Genomic DNA, 16,182 nt, shown 5'->3' on the forward strand with positions numbered 1-16,182 from the left:
TTTACTCAATTCTTTGGAGGCCAGGGACCATAATACTGATAGTATTGAGTCTCTACCCCACCATTATATAATTTTCGCCTTTTACTTGCCTCTTTGCCAAAGATTTCTTCAAATTTAGAATGGGAGGTAATAATATAGTAAGACCAGGTTTCAAGTTTTAAAAACTTTTCTCCCATTGTTCTATATAATTCTTCAACCTCTTCTTTTTCTCCCATTCGCTCACCATAAGGTGGGTTTGTAATTATATAACCATATTTGCGGTTTGTTGAAAAATCTTTAAATTCCTGTTCCTGAAAGTGAATGATATCTTCTACCCCTGCCTGTTTGGCATGATAGCGTGCAATACTGATTGTTTCTGGATCTCGGTCATAACCCATTATTAAGCGGGGCTCAACATTAATCTTTTTGGCTTTTTTTGCCTCAACCCTGGCTCTGGGCCATTCGAAATCATCAAAGATCGGCCATTTTTCTGAATTAAACTTCCTTTTTAGTCCTGGAGCCTGATTTTTAGCCATCATAGCCGCTTCAATCAAAATTGTACCTGAACCACAAAAGGGATCGACTAATATTCTATCTTTGTCCCAGCGGCTTAAATAAACCATCCCAGCTGCAATTGTTTCCTGAATAGGTGCTTTAACTGATAGTTCTCTATAACCTCTTTTGTGCAGCCCAGTACCAGATGTATCAATTGTTAAAATAGCTCGATCTTTGTATAAAGCAAGCTCTATCGGATAAAGAGGGCCATCTTCATCAAACCACTCTCTTTGATATTCTGCTTTCAACCTGTCCACTACAGCTTTTTTAGTGACTGACTGGCAGGTTGGAACACTGCTTAATTTGGAATCAATTGATTTAGCACTAACTGGAAATTTTGCATTTTCAGGCAGCCAGCTGGGCCAGTCCAAACTTCTAACTCCATCATACAGTTCGTCAAAGTCTTCTGCTTTAAAATCTCCTATTTTCACCAGAACTCTCTCTGCAGTTCTAAGCCACAGATTTGCTCTGGCTACTGCCTGCAGGTCACCTAAAAAAGTAATCCTGCCATTTTTAACCTCGGTAATTTCATATCCCAGGTCATTTACTTCTTTTTTTACTAAAGCTTCCATACCAAAGGTACTAGTTGCCATTAACTCTATTTTGTCCAAAAAAATTCTCTCCTTTTATTTTCAACTTCTATTTTGAATATTATTTTAATTTGACCCCAGCCGCTTTCAAATCAGCCTTTGTCTCATCATCTTCTTCCGGGTTAACAGCTCTGGTTCCTGCTAGTATAACATTAGTCTTAAATCCACTTTTAGCACTATCTAAAGCAGTATACTTAACACAGTAATCAAAAGCTAAACCTACAATATCAACTTCTTCGACTTCTAATGACTGCAGTAAACCTGCTAAACCTAGTTTAGAGCCATCATTATCCTGAAAAGCTGAGTAACTGTCTACTTCCGGATCAGTACCCTTTCTGATTATATAATCGAAATGTTCGGTCCTGATATTAGAATTAAACTCTGCTCCCTCTGTCAGCTGAACACAGTGATCGGGCCATAAAACTGGCCCGAGTCCTTCTTGATCACTAAAAGGGGTAAATGGCTCCTGATTGTGGTTTGAAGCAAAGCTTAAGTGTGAAGCCGGATGCCAATCCTGAGAAGCAACAATAACCTTATATTCTTCTGACACTAACAACTGATTAACTGTCTCATTAACTTCCGATGCATTTGGAACTGCTAAAGCCCCAGCTTCGTAAAAATCATTCTGTAAATCTACAACAATTAAAGCATCTGCCATAAGATCACCCCTTAAAACTTAATCTTAAAATCACTAAAATCGCTAAGGTCTTCATCAATAATTTTTAAATTTTCTACTTTGGCATAAGAAGGTCCTTCCCGAAGTTTGGAGATCATCTGATCTACCTTTTTTTGATCACCCTGGATTATTGTTTCTACTCTACCATCTGCTAGGTTTTTAGCCCAACCTTCTATATTCAAAACAGCTGCCTCTCTTCTAATAAAAGCTCTAAATCCTACTCCCTGAACTCTTCCAGAAATGAAAATATGCTTCTGAACTTTTTCTGCAGCCATTTAGCAACACCTCCGTTTGTTTATATTATACATAGTTATCTATTATCTAGCAAATTATCAGTCTAAATATTGATTAACTCTTAAAGCTGCTTTAGCTCCCTCAGCAGCTGAGATTATAATCTGCTTATCTATAATATCTGTCACATCACCTGCAGCCCAGATTCCTTCAACTCCGGTCTCATTTCTTTGATTGATTAAAATTTCTTTCTGCTTATTTGTTTTCACTAGATCTTTAACAAAATCACTGTTGGCAATTAAACCAATTTCGATAAAAAGTCCGTTGATATCAAGTTCTTCTGTCAACTCATCTTCTACATTTTTAATTATTATTGATTCTAGTTTATCTTCACCAATAATTTCTGCCACAGTTGTCGAAGTATGGACTTTAATCTTCTCGTTCTTATTAATTTTTTCCTGAAGGTATTCATCTCCCATCAGCACTGGCTGCACTTCTATTAAATCGACTTCACAGCCAATATTAGCTAAATCCAGAGCAGCTTCGAGTCCGGAGTTTCCACCTCCAACTACCGCTACCGGCTGACCTTTGTAGAGAAAAGCATCACAACTGGCACAGTAGTGAACTCCCTTACCTGTTAAAACATATTCCTGCTTCATTCCCAGATGACGTTTTTGAGCTCCTGTTGCAATAATTATAGACTTAGTTATATATTTCTTTCCATTATCAGTTTTGATCACTTTTTTATTTTCGCGGTCTTCAATTCCTACAGCCTCTTCTCCGATAACAGTCTTTACCTCATACTTTGCTATATGGTCCCAAAAATCATAGATTAAATCTGCCCCTGTGGTATCTGCTTTGCCTAAATAATTATCAATTTCATTAGTAGTAATTACCTGTCCCCCAATATCTTTGGTTAATAAAAGCAGATCAATTCCTTTGCGGACGGCATAAAGAGCAGCATTTAGTGCAGCTGGTCCCGCCCCGATAATAACTAGTTCCCATTCTTTGGTAGATAAATCTTTGGCCTCTCTCCCTATAAGTGGGTTGAACTCACCTTTGTTTTCTAAATCTATCAGGTCATCATAGCCCCCAAGACTCTGGTCGTTAATTATAATTTGAGGTACAGTTTTGTTTCCAGTTCTCTGTTTCATTACCTCATAGCTGTCACCTTCTTCAATATCAATTTCTTCAAATTTTAAGCCCTTGCTTTTTAAAAATGCCTTTGCTTTCTTACAATATGGACACCAATCTTTAGAATATACTTCAATTTTTAAGTCGTTTGACATTATAAATTCCCCCTATTGATTCTGATTCTTATTTGACATCAGTACTACTTGATGTTAACATAAATATGGTTATTAGAAAACAAAATAAATCTAAATAATTTAATTGAGGTGAAATTAAATGGCAACAGTTATGGAATATGCGGAAGATCTTGCAGAAGCAATTGTTGATTCACAGGAATTTCAGGATTTAAGAGAAAAAGAAGAAAAGATGGTTGAAGATGAAGATGCAAAGTCAATGCTTGATGATTTAAATGCTAAGTATCAGCAGGCACAAATGATGCAGCAGAATGGTAAGCAGATGACTGATGAACAAAAACAGGAATTACAAATGATGGAGCAAAAAATGAAGCAAAACGATAAAATTGCTGAATTTTATGAAGCTCAAAATCATTTCAATCAGTTAATGAATTCTGTAAATCAGGTAATTACACAAAAACTTCAGGGTCAAAACGAAGACGCTGAGTAATTAATAATATAATTAAATTTTGAACGGAACCGCAGTCAGCTGGCTGCGGTTTTTTCTTTTTTATTTGAAATTTTTCAGCTCTTAATTTAAACTATTCTCCATTTAAACTATTTCCTGCTTTAAAACCAGTTGCAAAAGCAATCTGCAGATTATAGCCACCTGTCATTGCTGCTACATCTATTATTTCTCCAGCAAAATATAAACCATCAATCAGTTTTGATTCCATCGTTTTAGGATCAATTTCTTCAGTGCTGACCCCACCTCGGGTAACAATTGCCCTTTCAAAACCTTTTTTAGCTTCTATATTCAATTTTAAGCTTTTAAATAAGTCTAACAATTCTTCCCTTTCAGCTGCAGTAATCTGGTTTACTGTCTTTTTATAATCGATCGAAGAAAGCTTTAGAAAGATAGGAATCATCTTTTTTGGTAATAAATCATCAAGACTGTTGCCAAAATATTTGTTGCTGTACTTTTCAAAATCTCTTAAAATCCTCTTATCCAAACTCTGATAGTCTAGAGCTGGTTTTAAATCAATTTCAAGCTGATAATTTTTGGGATCAGAATCAATAAACATTGAAGCTGAAATAACCAGAGGGCCATCCAAATAACCGTTTCTGATTTCTAGATCTCCAAAACCACTGTAAATTTCTTCGCCAGCTTTATTTAATTTTAGATCAACATATTTTAATTTTAAACCGTTTGCCTGATAGATCCAATTTTCTTTAGTCTTAAGACCGCATAAACCAGGTTCTGGCTTAACTATTTGGTGACCTAAACCCCGGGTCAGCTGAAAGCCGCTACCGTCAGATCCTGTTTGTGGGTAAGAGCTGCCGCCGGCTGCTAAAATTATTTTATCGGCCTGGAGCTGGCCCTGATATTTTAATCTAAGGCCTTTAACTTGCTGCCCATTTTTTAAAATTTCAACTGCCTGATCCTGTATTATTTCGACATCTTTTTTAAATAATTCCTTCTGCAGTACTTTCAAAACAGCCTGAGATCGGTTTGATTTCGGGAATACACGGTCTCCTCTTTCAATTTTCAAGGGCAGCCCCAGACCTTCGAAAAAATAATAAAGCCTGTAGGCATCAAACTCTGCTAAAGAACTGTACATAAATTCCGGGTTGTCAATAATATTTTTTATATGCTGATTTAAAGGTGAATAATTGGTTAAATTACAGCGGCCTTTACCGGTTATTAATAATTTTTTGCCCAGATTTTTATTCCTGTCAATTAAAATAACCTTATTTCCATTCTCAGCTGCCTGCAGAGCTGCCATCATTCCTGCAGGACCACCACCAATAACAACTACTCTAGCCAAATTATAACTTCCTTTCTTTGCAAAGAAAATATTGCTTCATACTTCTTATAAATTTTCTACCGCTTTTTTTATTCTGTTTAATCCTTTTTCTAAACGCTGACGGGGACAGGCTAAGTTTAAGCGCATGTACATTGAACCTGCATCGCCAAACCAGCGGCCAGGATTAAGTCCAACCTCAGCCTTTTGGTTCATAAATTCAATTAGTTCTTTATCAGTTTCAAATCCCAGCTGACTGCAGTCCAACCAGGCTAAATAGGTACCTTCTGCCTTAATTAATTTTATTTGAGCTAATTCAGTCTGCAGAAATTCTTTGAGAAAATCATAGTTATTCTTTAAGTATTTAAGCTGTTCTTCTAACCACTCTTCTCCCTCGTTATAGGCAGTTTTTAGTCCGATAAGACCAAATGGACTGTTGCCAGTTCCAAAACCATCTTTTGCCTTATTATAAGCTGCACGCAGCTCTTTTGACTCAATAATAGTATAGGAGGTATGTAAACCTGCAATATTAAAAGTTTTACTGGCAGCCAGATACGAAATCACCTTTTGCCTGTATTCTTTAAATTCTTCTTTTTCTAAAATAAGCTTCAAAGCAGGATGATGTTCAGCACCTGGATAAACCAAATCGGCATGTATTTCATCACTCAAAAGGTAAATATTTTCTCTTTTTAAAATGCGCAGCAGTTCAATTAGTTCAGATTCTTTCCAGACTCTACCTACTGGATTGTGGGGGCTGCAAAATATCATTGCTCTGACATTTTTGCCTTTAGCTTTAGCTGTTTCAATCTGATTTTCTAATTTGTCTAGATCCATCATATAATGACTATCTTTATTGATTAATTCATTTTCGATAAGCTGACAGTTATTATTCTTTACTGCTGAAAAAAACGGTTGATAAACTGGTGGCTGAATTATAACAGCATCATTATCTTCACAGATTGCCTTTAAAGTAAAATTAATAGCCGGAACAACACCTGTATCGAAAATCAGCCAATCTCTATCTATTTGCAGATCAAATCTTTTCTGAAGCCAATTTTCTACTGCCTCTTCAACACTCTGATCAGCAAAACTATAGCCAAATATTCCTGCTTCAGCTCTTTTTAATAAACTCTCCTTTACTGCAGGAGCTGTCTGCCAATCGGAGTCAGCTACCCACAGCGGTAAAATATCTTCATTGTTAAATATCTCTTTTCGTTTGTCCCATTTTGCAGACATTGTATTAGCTCTATTTTCTAATTTTGAAAAGTCAAATTTATCCAATCTAATTCCTCCCAGTTTAAATATTTTATCTATATATTTTTTAAATAATATTTAATATTTTATCAAATTAATTTAAAGGCTTTGATAAAATAAAGACATCAGCTTAATCATCTGCTTGTGGTCAAAACTACCACCTAACTCTCGAGTAGAGTGCATAGCCAGTAAGGGACTGCCGAGATCTATACTTTTAATCCCGAGCTGTGTTGCTGCAATAGGGCCAATTGTAGACCCTCCTGTTTTGTCAGTGCGGTTAGTATAATATTGAAATGGTATATCATTTTTTTTCATTAAATCAATTAAAACAGCAGCTGTTGAAGCATTTGTAGTATATTTTAAGTTAGCATTATACTTCAGAACCGGGCCCTGGTTTAATAAGGGGCGATTGTTTTCATCATATTCTTCACTAAAATTTGGATGAAGAGCATGAGCCATATCTGCAGAGACTAAAAATGATTTTTCGATGATGCTGTAATAATCTTCCTTTTCTGCAGCCAGATTATAGATGATTCTTTCTATTATATTTCCTGCAAAAGGAGAGTCAGCTCCCTGAGGAGTGTGGCTTCCGATTTCTTCATTATCATAAAAAAGAGCCATCTGAGTCCAGGCTTTAGCCTCTGATTTCAGGATAGATTTTAAAGCCGCATGAACCATTGCCAGATTATCCTGACAGCCTGCTGAAATAAACTCCTGCTCAGCACCTACAAATTTTGCTTTTTCAACTGGATATAAATAGAGTTCTGCCTCTAAAATCTCTTCTTCGCTGTAATCAGTATGTTTTCCGATTAACTTTTCTAAAGACAATTTTTCGGCCTGGTCTATTTCTGTTCCAGACTCTGCAGAGCTTTCAGCCTTATTTCCGCTTTTGTCTAAATCCTGTTTTTGAGTAATTAATGCTCTCAAACCTTTTTTCTTGTCAATTTCACCATCTTCATTAACATTTTTGTTTAAATGAATTGCAAGGTTGGGAATCACTGCTGTACTTTCCTTAAAATCAATCAGTTCTTCTTTTAGGGTGAATGAATTACTGTCCTTTAGAACTATTTTTCCAGCCAGCGACAAATCTCTATCATACCAGGTATTTAAAATTGGACTGCCGTAAATTTCGGTATTCAAAAGATAATAATTATCTTTTTTAACAATCGGATCCGGTTTTACCTTTAAGGCAGGGCTATCTGTATGTGATGAGATAATTCTAAAACCCTGATTTAAAAAGTCCTCACCTGTTATAAAAGCAATTACTGCAGACTTATTGCGGCTGATAAAATATTTTTTTCCTCTTTCTAGATTCCATTTCTGAGAAGGATCAAGTTCCTTAAAACCTGCCTGCTGCAGCTCCTTTTTTATTTCAGCTGCAGCATGGAAAGCAGTTGGGGAACTATTAAGAAATTCTAATAGTTCTTCTGCCTGATTATTCATTATCCTTCACCCCTGCGATATCAATGATTGCCTTAGCATAAATAGCTGCACTTTTTACAAGATCCTCTATTTCAATATACTCGTCTTTCTGATGTGCCAGTTCAGGTTGGCCCGGGAATAGAGGTCCAAAAGCCACACCTTTATCAACCAGGCGGGCATAAGTTCCTCCACCAATGGCTATGGGATCACTTTTATCACCTGTAAATTCCTGATAAGCAGCCATTAACTTCTGAATAAAGGGATCATCTTTAGCAACATATAAAGGTTCAGCATCTTTTAAAATCTCAACTTTAATTAAATCTTGGTCAAGATTATTTCTAATATCAGCAGTTACCTTTTCTGCACTGGATTTAACTGGGTAACGAATATTAACAATAAATTCAACCTTGTTTTGATCTCCCTTAATCACACCAGTATTAAAAGTCAGGGCTGTTGGAACATCATCCTGATCTTTACAGCCGATTGAAGCTCCATCATATTCGATTCCAATTTTGCTGCTGTAAAAGTTAAAGAATTCTTTAGCTTTAGAGTTGGCAAAAGGCAGCTCAGCCAAAATCTTAATTAAATAAGAAATTGCATTTTTACCCTCTTCTGGCATACTTCCATGGGCTGAAATACCGGTATAAGATAATTTTAATTTATTTCCAGCTGCTTCTAACTTTAAATCAGCTTTCTCATAATCAATTTCTGCTAAAAGTTTTTCTAATTCAGCTTTATTAATCCCACTTAAAACTGCTTCTGCATAATCAGGAACCATATTAGCAGCATTTCCACCTTTGATTTTCTCGAGCTTTAAACCCTTTTTATTTTCTGTTTTTAAATCAGTTGAAAATTTTAAATCTAAAATTCCTTTTTCAGCATGAATTGCTGGAAATGTTGCATCAGGACTAAAGGCTAACTCCGGCATTTTTTCTTTCTGAAAATAATAGTTTAAAGATGCCATACCTGATTCTTCATTAGTACCTAAAATTAATCTTACTTTTTTATTTAATTTAATATTTAAATCTTTTACTATTTTCATTGCATATAAGGCTGCTGCTGCAGGCCCCTTATCATCAATTGTACCTCTACCAAAAATTTTATTATTATGAACCTCAGCTGCATACGGTGGATAAGTCCAGTTACTTCCTTCTGGTACTACATCTACATGACAGAGCAGAGCTAAAATTTCTTCTCCCTCACCCATTTCAACATGGCCGGCCTGATTATCTATATTTTTAGTTTTAAAACCCATAGCTTCAGAGATTTCTAAAGCCTTTGCTAAAGCCTTATATACTTCTTTACCATACGGATATTCTCCTACAGCTTCAGCCTCAACACTTGGAATTCTAACTAATTCTTGAGTAGTTAAAACCATATCATCTCTTAAACTTTCGGCTCTTTCCATAATTTTATCCTTCATATTTAGTTTAATAGTCTAAAAACTACTAAACTTTACACCTCCTAAAATTTTTATGTATTTACTTTTATTAATTATCTAGCTACTATTCTATCATTTTTAGTTATAAATTTAAAATATAATATATTACAATTTAATGACAATTTGAATCCTCTTTGAATTAAAATATATCTTATAGTAAAATAAATTAAAGATAAGGGTGATCAAATAATGAAATTAAATCAAATAGATAGTTCAACTGCAATCAATCCACTGGGAAGAGAAAGAAAAATTGGCTTTAAAAATAATAAGAGTAAACAGGCTGTTTTACTATTACATGGTTATGGTGGTAAAAGCAAGAACTGGCTTTATGCAGCTGAAAAAATCAATGAAAATTTAGGGATTCCGGTTTATATTCCAAGGCTTCCTGGGCATGGTACAAATATTACTGACTTTTTAAATAGTAATGCAGAACAGTGGCTGCGGAAAGCTGTAGATAGTTATTTAGAGTTAAGCAGTAACTATGAAGAAATCTATGCAGCAGGTCTTTCAATGGGCGGTTTACTGGCTGCTTTGCTGGCTGCTCAATTTAAAATTAAAAAGTTGTCACTAGTTGCTCCTGCATTTTTCACTAAAAATAAAAATATAATTTTTACACCATATATAAAGCATATTGTCAAAAAATTAGACAAGGGCTTTGATCTGGATTCTGACAATTCTACCCCAGCTGAAATTGACTTTCATAATAATTACAGCTCTAATTATTATACTTCAGCTCTGGCAGAATTGTATAAACTGATTAAAAAAGGAAGAAAGGCTGCTGCTAAAATAAATACTGAGACTCAGCTTATTTTATCTGAAAAGGACGATCAGGTAGCAAGCAGTGAGATAAAAGCATTTTTAAATAAAAAAATGGGAAAATTTCTAGTAGAGGAAAAAATCTACCAAAAATCTTCCCATATAATAACAGATGACATTGAAAAAGAAAGGTGTGCTCAGGACATAATTAATTTTTTTAACGAATAATCAGCTTATTTTTAACAACTTATTTTTAAAATAACAGTTTACCGCTAAAAATAATCTACTAATACAAATTTACATTAATTCCTGCAGCTGTTTCAAGTAGCTTTTAAACTTAGCAGCTGCATTTTCTATAGGCTGTGCTTTTTCCATATCTACTCCAGCCTTCTTTAGAATATTAAGTGGGTAATCACTACCGCCAGCCTTTAAAAACTCTAAATATTTTGCGGCTGCAGTTGGGCCATCATTCTGTATTTTATCTGCCAGAGCTGCTGCTGCAGAATAACCAGTAGCATATTTATAGACATAAAAATTGTAATAAAAGTGGGGAATTCTGGCCCATTCATAATCCAACTTTTTATCAATTACTAAAGCCTCTCCAAAATATTTTTGGTTTAACTTTCGATACATTTTCTGCATAGCCTGAGAGGTTAAACTTTCTCCAGCTTCCACACTTTGATGAATCATTTTTTCAAATTCAGCAAACATAGTCTGTCTGTAAACTGTACCCCTGAAACCTTCCAGGAAATAATTCAATAAATAAAGCTTTTCCTCTCTATTTTCAGCATTTTCCAGCATATAATCTAAAAGAAGATTTTCATTTAGAGTAGAAGCTACTTCAGCCACAAAAATTTTATAGTTAGAATATAAATAAGGCTGATTTTTATTAGAATAATAACTGTGTACTGCATGACCCATTTCATGAATTAAAGTAAACAAATTACTAATATCCTGGGTATAGTTCATTAAAATATAAGGGTGAACTCCATAACACCCACTTGAATAAGCACCTGCTCGCTTGCCTTTATTCTCGAAAACATCTATCCAGCCTGATTTAAAACCTTCGTCAACTACTTCAATATAGTCTTCTCCCAGAGGTTTAACTGCTTTTTTGATTATTTCTTTTGTTTCTTCATACTTAAATTTCAGATCAACTTCTTCAATTAAAGGTTTGTAAGTATCATAAATATGAAGTTCATCTAATTCAAGCAGCTCTTTTTTTAGTTCCATATATTGATGGAGGGGCTCTAAATTATCAGATACTGTATCAATTAAGTTATTATAAACATCTGTAGAAATATTATCACTGTCAAGAGCTGATTCTAAAGCACTATCATATTTTCTAGCACGAGCATAAAAAACATCACCTTTAACCGAACTGTCAAGTACGGCTGCAAAAGTATTTTCTAGTTTTTGATACTCACCGTGCATTCCCTCAAAAGCATCCTGGCGAACCCGACGATCTTCATTTTTTAAAAGGTCAATATATCTGCCGTGAGTTAAACGCAGTTCTTCCCCGTTTTCATCTTCGATCAGTGGAAATTCTAAATCAGCATTATTTAACATGCTGAAAATATTTTCAGAACTTTGAGTAACTTCTCCTGCAAGCGCCAGTATTTTTTCTTCTGCAGCAGATAAATAATGCTCTTTCTTTCTTAATATATCATCGAAAAAATGATTATAAAATTCAAGCTCAGCTTCAGCTTTTTTAAATTCATTTAATTTTTCCTCACCCAGCTGAATAATTGCCGGCACCATAAATGCAGTTGAATTAGAAAGTTTATTATAGCACATCATAGCTTTGTTTTTATAATTTTGATATTTTTCATTTTGAGTGTTCTGATCATATTTCATGTGAGCATAAGCATATAGCTTAGACGTCTGTTCTTCAATTTTAATGATTTTATTTAAAGCAGCTAATAAATTTTCAGCACTCTCTGTAAAGTTTTCTTTTAAATCATCAATATTCTTAACCTCTTTTAAAACTCTTTCTAATTCAGTTTCAAAACTCTGATCATCAGCATAAATATCATTTAAATTCCATTTATATTTATCATCAATTTCTGCTCTTGTTTTCAATTCTTTAGACAAAAGAAATCTTCCTTTCTATATTTTTACTTTTATTATTTTCATGATTCAAAAGCCATCTTTTTCTCCAGACTCCCCCGGAATAACTATTAATGCTTCCATCAGCTGAAATAACTCGATGACAGGGAATAATTATTGAAATTGGATTGCGAGAGTTGGCCTGTCCAACAGCTCGTGCAGCATTAGGTTTCCCAATTTCTGCAGCTAATTCAGAATAAGAATAAGTACTAGCATAAGGAATATTTTTCAGATGGTTCCAAACTTTCAGCTCAAATGAGCTGCCCTCTAACTGCAGAGGAATCTCAAATGAATTTCTTTTTCCTAAAAAATATTGATTTAATTGATCAAAAATAAGATTATAAATTTTTAATATTTTTTTATCTTCATAAAAGTTTTTCTGACAGTTGTTTTTTACTTCCCGCAGGTGATCGTCAAAATCTATTCTTAATAACGCCTCTTTATTGAATTCTATTTTTAAAATACCTATTGGTGAGGGATAATATGTATAATAGCTGCTTTGATTAGTCAAAATATTCACCCCTAATATCTTTTAAGCCAGATGGAGTTTCAAAACGATCCAGATAATGAGCTGCTAAAATAATCATTTCTTTCCGGCTCATTACTCTATTTTCAGTCAAAACTACTCTCAATTTCTCAGGAATCAAATCCAATGCCAAAGCATTATTAAAATATTGATCTTCATCCATTTCTAAAACACGCTGGCTTTCTGCTGCCAGAAGTAATTTTAAAGCATTTGTAGTAGTTAATTTTTTCTTAGAACTTAAAGTTTCCAAACTACCAGGAACCCATTCATAAAGATTGTCAGCTTCTTTCTTTTGCATAATTTTTAAAATAATTGCTGTAAATTCTTTTTCATTAGGTACTGTATCTAACTTAAAATTATTATTATAACCCCCAATTGTAATTCCCCAGGAAAGCAGCTTTTCCAGACTTTTTAAAAGCTGAGGATCATCTACAATTGGTGCTTCTGCAGGATAATTATTAAGATTAATCTTCAAAGCTGAACGTATTTTTTTAAGGCTTTCCTTATCTTTTGCAATTTCAAGCGGACTTTTGTTTTTGTTTATTGCTTCTGAAACAGCAATACCTGCTGCTTCAGCAGTATTCATAGCCGGCGGCAGAACTCTGGCACTTGCTGCTGCTAAAGAACTGTAACCACTGCTGCGGCCAACAATCATTAAATTATTATTTTTTCTGGCAATTAAAGTTCTTAAAGGAATGCCGTAATACTCAGGATTAAATAGAACAAAACCTGGATAGTCTTGAGCTGCCGCCTGGTAATCTAAAGGATAGGAAGCTAAAGTTATTGTGTCTTTAAATATTTTTTGTCTAAATAAATCCTGGGTTTTTAATTGATACTCTGTCAGGAAATGTCTGCTTTCTCTGCGGTATAGCTCTGGTGGTAGATCATTTAATTCTGCCTTTTCAAAACCTTCTAAATTAGCCTGTAAATATTCTAATATTAATTCAGCCTCTACAGCTGCAATTCTTTTAGCTTCTGCGGTAGATTTTTTGGATAAAGGATCTACATTAAATAACAGCAGGGCATTTATATAGGCATCATAGCCACCATTATTTTCGATAAAAACTATATTTAGACCCCTTAAACGAAGATTTTTATTTTGAGGCTGATAACTTTTTCCAAAATCAGAAAAGCCCCAGGCGTGGTCATTTCTAAAGTGACTTCCCTGATATTTATTGTTTCTTACTGCATTTTTTAATTTTTGTGGTTCTACTCTAGAAAATTTCAAAATCTGAGTTGAAGCCATCCAGCGACCTTTTAAGTTTATATCAGCTGTACCAATAAAATATTCTTCTCCAGCTGCTGCAGCCAGATCTCCATCCTGAGAAGCATCAATATAAAAATCAGCATTTAATTGATAGGTCTTATTATTTTTTTCAGCTTCTAAATAAGAAATTTTTCCAGCTCTAACTTTTACCGACTTAAGTTCAGCAGAATTAATAATTCTAATATTTTCTTCAGCAGCAAGCATTTCCTCAAAGGCAGCTTCTGCTTTTTTAGGAGAAAAAGAAATAGAGGAGCCGAGTTTTTGATGCCATTCTGAAAAAATACCGTGATTAATATTTCTGGATTTACTATCATAGTTTAAATCTAAAAAATTTAAAGCAGCATAAGTCATTAGGCCACCAGGTTTTTTTCTGGTCATTAAAAGTGTTACATCTTTACCTTCCCGAGCCGCAGCAACCGCTGCTGTAACACCTTCAGGTTCACCAGAAAACACAACTAAATCACAATTTATTTTTTCTGCAGCCAGAGTGTTTAAGGTAAAACTGCAGACTAAAAATATTATTAATATCAAAATAAAAACTAAACTCTCTCTATTCAGCATTTATTCTCTCCTCATAAACTTATTTTTATTAAAATTTCGCACTACCAGGAGTCCTAGGGAAAGAGATAACATCTCTAATATTTTGCATTCCTGATAAATACATTAATAACCTTTCAAATCCAAGACCAAAGCCGGAGTGCGGAACAGAACCATATTTTCTGATATCTAAAAACCACTCATATTTTTCTAGATCCATATTTAATTCTTCCATCCGGGTTTTTAGCTTGTCATATCTTTCCTCACGCTGACTGCCACCAATAATTTCTCCAACCCCAGGAACCAGACAATCCACTGCTGCTACAGTTTTTCCATCATCATTCTGGCGCATATAAAAGGCCTTAATTTCCTTGGGATAATTATAAACCATTATTGGTTTTTTGAAATGTTCTTCAGTTAAATATCTCTCATGCTCAGACTGCAGATCAATCCCCCAGCTTACAGGAAATTCAAAATCGTGATCACTATTTTCCAGAATTTCTATAGCTTCTGTATAAGTCACTCGACCAAAATCTGAGTCAATAATGTTTGTAATCATATCTCTACGACCCTCATCAATCCATTTATTAAAGAAATCCATTTCTTCTTCAGCTTCTTCAACAGCAAATTTAAATAAATTTTTGATAAAATCTTCCATGAGAGTCATCATTTCTTCTAAATTACAGAATGCCATCTCAGGCTCAATCATCCAAAATTCTGAAGCGTGACGAGATGTATTAGAGTTTTCAGCTCTAAAGGTTGGGCCAAAGGTATAAACATCTCCAAGAGCAGTTGCCAGCAGTTCCGCTTCCAATTGCCCACTAACAGTAAGTCCGGTCTCTTCAGCAAAAAAATCCTGGCTGTAATCTATTTTGCCGGATTCTGTTCTGGGAAGTTTATCAAAATCAAGTGTAGTGACTTTAAATACCTCTCCTGCACCCTCAGCATCACCTGAGGTAATAATTGGAGTGTGAATATATTTGAAATCTTTATTATAAAAATAGTTATGAACTGCATAAGACATTTTACTGCGGAAACGATTAACTACTCCAAAGGTATTGGTTCGAGCTCTTAAATGAGCAATTTCTCTTAAAAATTCAAAGCTGTGTCTCTTTTTTTGAAGGATAAAATCTTCCGGCGCTTCTCCGATTATTTCAATTTCTTCAGCCTTTATTTCTACACTCTGTTCTCTACCCTCAACCTTGTCCAAATAACCTTTAACTTTAATACTGGCACCTCTATTAATTTCTGACAGCGGATGCTCATCCGGACTTAAAATAACGAGCTGCAGGTTTTCAAGAGTGCTCCCATCATTGATCTCTATAAAGGCAATATTTTTTGAGACTCTTTTAGTTCTCACCCATCCCATAACAATAACGTCTTTATAGTTATCAATTTTATCTTCTAAAATATCTTTTATTTTTTTCTTTTCAAAATAATTCATTTTATAAATATCCTCCCAATCATTATTTAATTTAATAATAAATAAAAAAATTATAGTTGAAACAAACTACCTAAAATAAATTTTAGTACTTTTTCTATTATATTTACTTCTCGCAAGCAGAGAAAAATCCTTTAAGAAATAGATATAAATTATTAATTTATTTTGCTTAAAGCATTTAAAAGCCCGGAGCGTAAACCCCGGGCCATGATAGATTTTTTGAAATTTATTCTTCTAACTTCATCGGCTCACCACAGCAAACCAATTCTCCTCCACCAACTTCTTTTACCTCAACTACATTACCACAAACTTCACAGCGATATACTTCTCCTTTTTTCTTTACATTCAT

Annotated in this window: 15 protein-coding genes; 2 read left to right on the forward strand and 13 right to left on the reverse strand. The window is 34.3% G+C overall.

Annotated features, from left to right (window positions below):
- Positions 1 to 5 precede the first annotated feature (5 nt).
- Genes ACZ446_RS07330 through ACZ446_RS07345 form a run of 4 tightly spaced genes read right to left on the reverse strand, consistent with a single transcriptional unit; the run spans position 6 to position 3,320 of the window.
- Positions 6 to 1,145 carry a THUMP domain-containing class I SAM-dependent RNA methyltransferase gene (locus ACZ446_RS07330; RefSeq protein WP_464391930.1) on the reverse strand — a complete coding sequence of 380 codons (1,140 nt, stop codon included), beginning with the start codon at positions 1,143 to 1,145 and terminating at the stop codon, positions 6 to 8.
- A gap of 40 nt (positions 1,146 to 1,185) precedes the next feature.
- Complete coding sequence (gene pncA / locus ACZ446_RS07335; protein WP_464391931.1) at positions 1,186 to 1,782, reverse strand: bifunctional nicotinamidase/pyrazinamidase; 597 nt, start codon at positions 1,780 to 1,782, stop codon at positions 1,186 to 1,188.
- Between the two features lie 11 nt (positions 1,783 to 1,793).
- Positions 1,794 to 2,075 carry an acylphosphatase gene (locus tag ACZ446_RS07340; RefSeq protein ID WP_464391932.1) on the reverse strand — a complete coding sequence of 94 codons (282 nt, stop codon included), beginning with the start codon at positions 2,073 to 2,075 and terminating at the stop codon, positions 1,794 to 1,796.
- 57 nt (positions 2,076 to 2,132) lie between these two features.
- A complete protein-coding gene (locus tag ACZ446_RS07345) occupies positions 2,133 to 3,320 on the reverse strand; it encodes an FAD-dependent oxidoreductase (protein ID WP_464391933.1) in 1,188 nt (395 codons plus the stop codon).
- Between the two features lie 118 nt (positions 3,321 to 3,438).
- Here ACZ446_RS07345 and ACZ446_RS07350 point away from each other — a divergent pair, with 118 nt between their 5' ends.
- On the forward strand, positions 3,439 to 3,786 hold the full coding sequence (locus ACZ446_RS07350; RefSeq protein ID WP_464391934.1) for a YlbF/YmcA family competence regulator: 348 nt from the start codon (positions 3,439 to 3,441) through the stop codon (positions 3,784 to 3,786).
- A 91-nt stretch (positions 3,787 to 3,877) separates the two neighbouring features.
- Here ACZ446_RS07350 and ACZ446_RS07355 read toward each other — a convergent pair whose 3' ends face one another.
- The 4 genes from ACZ446_RS07355 to pepV all read right to left on the reverse strand — a co-directional run bounded on the left by ACZ446_RS07355 (position 3,878) and on the right by pepV (position 9,164).
- A complete protein-coding gene (locus tag ACZ446_RS07355) occupies positions 3,878 to 5,104 on the reverse strand; it encodes a BaiN/RdsA family NAD(P)/FAD-dependent oxidoreductase (protein ID WP_464391935.1) in 1,227 nt (408 codons plus the stop codon).
- 45 nt (positions 5,105 to 5,149) lie between these two features.
- The gene (locus ACZ446_RS07360) at positions 5,150 to 6,361 is read right to left on the reverse strand and encodes a MalY/PatB family protein (RefSeq protein WP_464391936.1); all 1,212 of its coding nucleotides are present in this window, start codon (positions 6,359 to 6,361) and stop codon (positions 5,150 to 5,152) included.
- 72 nt (positions 6,362 to 6,433) lie between these two features.
- Positions 6,434 to 7,777: a M18 family aminopeptidase gene (locus ACZ446_RS07365; RefSeq protein WP_464391937.1), complete on the reverse strand. Its 1,344-nt coding sequence runs from the start codon at positions 7,775 to 7,777 to the stop codon at positions 6,434 to 6,436.
- Entirely contained in the window at positions 7,770 to 9,164 is a 1,395-nt protein-coding gene (gene pepV / locus ACZ446_RS07370) for a dipeptidase PepV (protein ID WP_464391938.1), read from the reverse strand. Before pepV ends, ACZ446_RS07365 begins: the two co-directional genes overlap by 8 nt.
- A 222-nt stretch (positions 9,165 to 9,386) precedes the next feature.
- On the opposite strand from pepV, the gene ACZ446_RS07375 reads away from it, so the two are divergent.
- Complete coding sequence (locus tag ACZ446_RS07375; protein ID WP_464391939.1) at positions 9,387 to 10,181, forward strand: alpha/beta hydrolase; 795 nt, start codon at positions 9,387 to 9,389, stop codon at positions 10,179 to 10,181.
- 69 nt (positions 10,182 to 10,250) lie between these two features.
- Here ACZ446_RS07375 and pepF read toward each other — a convergent pair whose 3' ends face one another.
- The 5 genes from pepF to ACZ446_RS07400 form a co-directional block, all read right to left on the reverse strand.
- On the reverse strand, positions 10,251 to 12,047 hold the full coding sequence (pepF, locus tag ACZ446_RS07380; RefSeq protein ID WP_464391940.1) for an oligoendopeptidase F: 1,797 nt from the start codon (positions 12,045 to 12,047) through the stop codon (positions 10,251 to 10,253).
- Positions 12,040 to 12,573 carry a methylated-DNA--[protein]-cysteine S-methyltransferase gene (locus ACZ446_RS07385; protein WP_464391941.1) on the reverse strand — a complete coding sequence of 178 codons (534 nt, stop codon included), beginning with the start codon at positions 12,571 to 12,573 and terminating at the stop codon, positions 12,040 to 12,042. Before ACZ446_RS07385 ends, pepF begins: the two co-directional genes overlap by 8 nt.
- Complete coding sequence (locus tag ACZ446_RS07390; protein WP_464391942.1) at positions 12,566 to 14,416, reverse strand: FAD-dependent oxidoreductase; 1,851 nt, start codon at positions 14,414 to 14,416, stop codon at positions 12,566 to 12,568. The genes ACZ446_RS07385 and ACZ446_RS07390 overlap by 8 nt, the downstream gene beginning before the upstream one ends.
- Before the next feature lie 28 nt (positions 14,417 to 14,444).
- Positions 14,445 to 15,836 carry an asparagine--tRNA ligase gene (asnS, locus tag ACZ446_RS07395; protein ID WP_464391943.1) on the reverse strand — a complete coding sequence of 464 codons (1,392 nt, stop codon included), beginning with the start codon at positions 15,834 to 15,836 and terminating at the stop codon, positions 14,445 to 14,447.
- Positions 15,837 to 16,059: 223 nt separating this feature from the next.
- Positions 16,060 to 16,182, reverse strand: coding sequence for a desulfoferrodoxin FeS4 iron-binding domain-containing protein (locus ACZ446_RS07400; protein ID WP_464391944.1), 123 nt, complete (start codon positions 16,180 to 16,182; stop codon positions 16,060 to 16,062).

Source organism: Halanaerobium sehlinense (assembly GCF_055379485.1).

Excerpts from the sequence above, each read along its gene's own strand:
- pepV (WP_464391938.1), bottom strand. The coding sequence starts at position 9,164 with ATGGAAAGAGCCGAAAGTTTAAGAGATGATATGGTTTTAACTACTCAA.
- ACZ446_RS07365 (WP_464391937.1), bottom strand. The coding sequence starts at position 7,777 with ATGAATAATCAGGCAGAAGAACTATTAGAATTTCTTAATAGTTCCCCA.
- ACZ446_RS07340 (WP_464391932.1), bottom strand. The coding sequence starts at position 2,075 with ATGGCTGCAGAAAAAGTTCAGAAGCATATTTTCATTTCTGGAAGAGTT.
- ACZ446_RS07350 (WP_464391934.1), top strand. The coding sequence starts at position 3,439 with ATGGCAACAGTTATGGAATATGCGGAAGATCTTGCAGAAGCAATTGTT.
- ACZ446_RS07390 (WP_464391942.1), bottom strand. The coding sequence starts at position 14,416 with ATGCTGAATAGAGAGAGTTTAGTTTTTATTTTGATATTAATAATATTT.
- ACZ446_RS07375 (WP_464391939.1), top strand. The coding sequence starts at position 9,387 with ATGAAATTAAATCAAATAGATAGTTCAACTGCAATCAATCCACTGGGA.
- asnS (WP_464391943.1), bottom strand. The coding sequence starts at position 15,836 with ATGAATTATTTTGAAAAGAAAAAAATAAAAGATATTTTAGAAGATAAA.
- ACZ446_RS07345 (WP_464391933.1), bottom strand. The coding sequence starts at position 3,320 with ATGTCAAACGACTTAAAAATTGAAGTATATTCTAAAGATTGGTGTCCA.
- pncA (WP_464391931.1), bottom strand. The coding sequence starts at position 1,782 with ATGGCAGATGCTTTAATTGTTGTAGATTTACAGAATGATTTTTACGAA.
- ACZ446_RS07400 (WP_464391944.1), bottom strand. The coding sequence starts at position 16,182 with ATGAATGTAAAGAAAAAAGGAGAAGTATATCGCTGTGAAGTTTGTGGT.